At 56.5% G+C, this 4936-nt stretch carries 2 rRNA genes; both read left to right on the plus strand.

The features are described 5' to 3' along the window. Positions 1-1438: ribosomal RNA gene (locus tag AMK34_RS19680) — 16S ribosomal RNA — on the plus strand; the annotation flags it as partial. A gap of 320 nt (positions 1439-1758) precedes the next feature. Further along, a 23S ribosomal RNA gene (locus tag AMK34_RS19690) occupies positions 1759-4894 on the plus strand. Positions 4895-4936 lie beyond the last annotated feature (42 nt).

Consider the following 4936-nt stretch of genomic DNA (forward strand, 5'->3'; position numbering starts at 1 on the left):
CGGGGTGGATTAGTGGCGAACGGGTGAGTAACACGTGGGCAATCTGCCCTGTACTTTGGGATAAGCCTGGGAAACTGGGTCTAATACCGGATACGACTCTTGGCCGCATGGTTGAGAGTGGAAAGCTCCGGCGGTACGGGATGAGCCCGCGGCCTATCAGCTTGTTGGTGGGGTAATGGCCTACCAAGGCGACGACGGGTAGCCGGCCTGAGAGGGTGACCGGCCACACTGGGACTGAGACACGGCCCAGACTCCTACGGGAGGCAGCAGTGGGGAATATTGCACAATGGGCGCAAGCCTGATGCAGCGACGCCGCGTGAGGGATGACGGCCTTCGGGTTGTAAACCTCTTTCGCCAGGGACGAAGCGCAAGTGACGGTACCTGGATAAGAAGCACCGGCTAACTACGTGCCAGCAGCCGCGGTAATACGTAGGGTGCGAGCGTTGTCCGGAATTATTGGGCGTAAAGAGCTCGTAGGCGGTTTGTCGCGTCGTTCGTGAAAACTCCACGCTTAACGTGGAGCGTGCGGGCGATACGGGCAGACTTGAGTTCGGTAGGGGAGACTGGAATTCCTGGTGTAGCGGTGAAATGCGCAGATATCAGGAGGAACACCGGTGGCGAAGGCGGGTCTCTGGGCCGATACTGACGCTGAGGAGCGAAAGCGTGGGGAGCGAACAGGATTAGATACCCTGGTAGTCCACGCTGTAAACGTTGGGCGCTAGGTGTGGGCGACATCCACGTTGTCCGTGCCGTAGCTAACGCATTAAGCGCCCCGCCTGGGGAGTACGGCCGCAAGGCTAAAACTCAAAGGAATTGACGGGGGCCCGCACAAGCGGCGGAGCATGTGGATTAATTCGATGCAACGCGAAGAACCTTACCTGGGCTTGACATGCGCCAGACATCCCTAGAGATAGGGCTTCCCTTGTGGTTGGTGTACAGGTGGTGCATGGCTGTCGTCAGCTCGTGTCGTGAGATGTTGGGTTAAGTCCCGCAACGAGCGCAACCCTTATCCTACGTTGCCAGCGCGTTATGGCGGGGACTCGTGGGAGACTGCCGGGGTCAACTCGGAGGAAGGTGGGGATGACGTCAAGTCATCATGCCCCTTATGTCCAGGGCTTCACACATGCTACAATGGCTGGTACAGAGGGCTGCGATACCGCGAGGTGGAGCGAATCCCTTAAAGCCGGTCTCAGTTCGGATCGCAGTCTGCAACTCGACTGCGTGAAGTCGGAGTCGCTAGTAATCGCAGATCAGCAACGCTGCGGTGAATACGTTCCCGGGCCTTGTACACACCGCCCGTCACGTCATGAAAGTCGGTAACACCCGAAGCCCATGGCCCAACTGCTTGCAGAGGGAGTGGTCGAAGGTGGGACTGGCGATTGGGACGAAGTCGTAACAAGGTAGCCGTACCGGAAGGTGCGGCTGGATCACCTCCTTTCTAAGGAGCAACACATCCACCCCGCCGGGATACCCGGACCAACGGTGGTGGAGTGGCCGGCACTCAACACCCGAACGTGGTGTTGTGCTGGTTGCTCAAGGAATTGTGGAACTACTGGTTTATGCGATCGCCGGCGGTTGCCGGGGCGTCTGAGTACTGCTTCCTTGTGGAGCGTGGAAAGGGTGATCCCGGGATGGCTGGAGGTGGTGTTCACAAGCACGCTGTTGGGTCCTGAGGCAACACGCCAAGGGGCTTACCCCCAGGTTGTTTGTTTCTGGTGTGGTGTTTGAGAACTGTAGAGTGGATGCGAGCATCTTTGTGGTCAAGTTGTTAAGGGCACATGGTGGATGTCTTGGCTTCAGGAGCCGATGAAGGACGTGGGAGGCTGCGATATGCCTCGGGGAGCTGTCAACCGAGCTGTGATCCGAGGATTTCCGAATGGGGAAACCCAGCACCAGTTATGTGGTGTTACCCGCATCTGAATATATAGGGTGTGTGGAGGGAACGCGGGGAAGTGAAACATCTCAGTACCCGTAGGAAGAGAAAACAACCGTGATTCCGTGAGTAGTGGCGAGCGAAAGCGGAAGAGGCTAAACCATGCACATGTCAAGCTGTCAGGCGTTGTGTGTGTGGTGTTGTGGGACCCAGCGTCGAGGATCTGACAGTCCTCGGAATGATCGCGCGTGTTAGTGGAACGCCTTGGGATGGGCGACCGGAGTGGGTGAGAGTCCCGTACGCGAAAACACGTTGTGGATTGTTTGTTTGGTGTTCCCGAGTAGCAGCGAGCTCGTGGAATTTGCTGTGAATCTGCCGGGACCACCCGGTAAGCCTAAATACTTCCTGAAGACCGATAGCGGACTAGTACCGTGAGGGAAAGATGAAAAGTACCCCGGGAGGGGAGTGAAAGAGTACCTGAAACCGTGTGCCTACAAGCCGTCAGAGCCCGAGCACATCTTTGTGATGTTGAGGTGATGGCGTGCCTTTTGAAGAATGAGCCTGCGAGTTAGTGCTGCGTGGCGAGGTTAACCCGTGTGGGGTAGCCGTAGCGAAAGCGAGTCTGAATAGGGCGATTGAGTCGCGTGGTCTAGACCCGAAGCGGAGTGATCTACCCATGGCCAGGCTGAAGCGTCGGTAAGACGACGTGGAGGGCCGAACCCACTTAGGTTGAAAACTGAGGGGATGAGCTGTGGGTAGGGGTGAAAGGCCAATCAAACTCCGTGATAGCTGGTTCTCCCCGAAATGCATTTAGGTGCAGCGTCACATGTTTCACCACGGGGGTAGAGCTACTGGATGGTCTAGGGGCCTTACCGGGTTACCGAAATCAACCAAACTCCGAATACCGTGGTGTGAGAGTGTGGCAGTGAGACGGCGGGGGATAAGCTTCGTCGTCGAGAGGGAAACAGCCCAGAACACCAGCTAAGGCCCCTAAGTGTGTGCTCAGTGGGAAAGGATGTGGGATTGCCCAGACAACCAGGAGGTTGGCTTAGAAGCAGCCACCCTTGAAAGAGTGCGTAATAGCTCACTGGTCAAGTGGTCCTGCGCCGACAATGTAGCGGGGCTTAAGCACACCGCCGAAGCTGTGTCATTGACACATATAGATCGGCGTTCTCCTTGCGGGGACGTCTAGTCGTGTTGATGGGTAGGGGAGCGTCCTGCATCCAGGGAAGCGGCGGCGGAAGCCAGTCGTGGAGGGTGTGGGAGTGAGAATGCAGGCATGAGTAGCGAATGCAGAGTGAGAAACTCTGCCGCCGGATGACCAAGGGTTCCTGGGCCAGGCTAATCCGCCCAGGGTAAGTCGGGACCTAAGGCGAGGCCGACAGGCGTAGTCGATGGATAACGGGTTGATATTCCCGTACCCGAGCACGTGCGCCCAGGATGAGGCGGTTGATACTAACCACCCAAAGCCAGTTACCAATGTCTTCGGACGGAGGTTTCTGTGTGGAGCGTGGGATCTGATTCCGTAGTAGTCGAGTGATGGGGTGACGCAGGAAGGTAGCTCCGCCAGTGAGTGGTAGTACTGGTGTAAGCGTGTAGACCGAATGGTAGGCAAATCCGCCATTCATATAGGTTGAGACGTGATGCGTAGCCGATTGAGGTGAAGTAGAGTGATCCTATGCTGCCGAGAAAAGCCTCTAGCGAGTGCGTGCACGGCCCGTACCCCAAACCAACACAGGTGGTCAGGTAGAGAATACTAAGGCGATCGGGTGAACTGTGGTTAAGGAACTCGGCAAAATGCCCCCGTAACTTCGGGAGAAGGGGGGCCAAACACTCTGAAGCCCTTCGCGGGCTAGGGGTGGGTGGCCGCAGAGACCAGCGGAAAGCGACTGTTTACTAAAAACACAGGTCCATGCGAAGTCGCAAGACGATGTATATGGACTGACGCCTGCCCGGTGCTGGAACGTTAAGAGGACCGGTTAACCCTTCGGGGTGAAGCTGAGAATTTAAGCGCCAGTAAACGGCGGTGGTAACTATAACCATCCTAAGGTAGCGAAATTCCTTGTCGGGTAAGTTCCGACCTGCACGAATGGCGTAACGACTTTCCGGCTGTCTCAACCACAGGCCCGGCGAAATTGCACTACGAGTAAAGATGCTCGTTACGCGCGGCAGGACGGAAAGACCCCGGGACCTTTACTATAGTTTGGTATTGGTTTTCGGTTCGGCTTGTGTAGGATAGGTGGGAGACTGTGAAGCTGGCACGCTAGTGTTGGTGGAGTCGTTGTTGAAATACCACTCTGGTCGGATTGGGAATCTGAACCTCGGACCATGATCTGGTTCAGGGACAGTGCCTGATGGGTAGTTTAACTGGGGCGGTTGCCTCCTAAAGAGTAACGGAGGCGCCCAAAGGTTCCCTCAGCCTGGTTGGCAATCAGGTGTTGAGTGCAAGTGCACAAGGGAGCTTGACTGTGAGACAGACATGTCGAGCAGGGACGAAAGTCGGGACTAGTGATCCGGCACCACCTGGTGGAAGGGGTGTCGCTCAACGGATAAAAGGTACCCCGGGGATAACAGGCTGATCTTGCCCAAGAGTCCATATCGACGGCATGGTTTGGCACCTCGATGTCGGCTCGTCGCATCCTGGGGCCGGAGTAGGTCCCAAGGGTTGGGCTGTTCGCCCATTAAAGCGGCACGCGAGCTGGGTTTAGAACGTCGTGAGACAGTTCGGTCCCTATCCGCCGCGCGCGTAGGATACTTGAGGAAGGCTGTCCCTAGTACGAGAGGACCGGGACGGACGAACCTCTGGTATGCCAGTTGTCACGCCAGTGGCATGGCTGGTTGGCCACGTTCGGAAGGGATAACCGCTGAAGGCATCTAAGCGGGAAGCCTGTTCCAAGATGAGGTATCCCACCCCATGTGGGTTAAGGCCCCCAACAGACCATTGGGTTGATAGGCCAGAAATGGAAGCACAGTAATGTGTTGTCGAGTTGACTGGTACTAATAGGCCGAGGACTTGCCCACAAAGATGTTACGCATCCACTCTACAGCTCTGAAACACCACAC

This window comes from Amycolatopsis sp. CB00013 (assembly GCF_001905755.1).
Classification (GTDB): Bacteria; Actinomycetota; Actinomycetes; order Mycobacteriales; family Pseudonocardiaceae; genus Amycolatopsis; species Amycolatopsis japonica.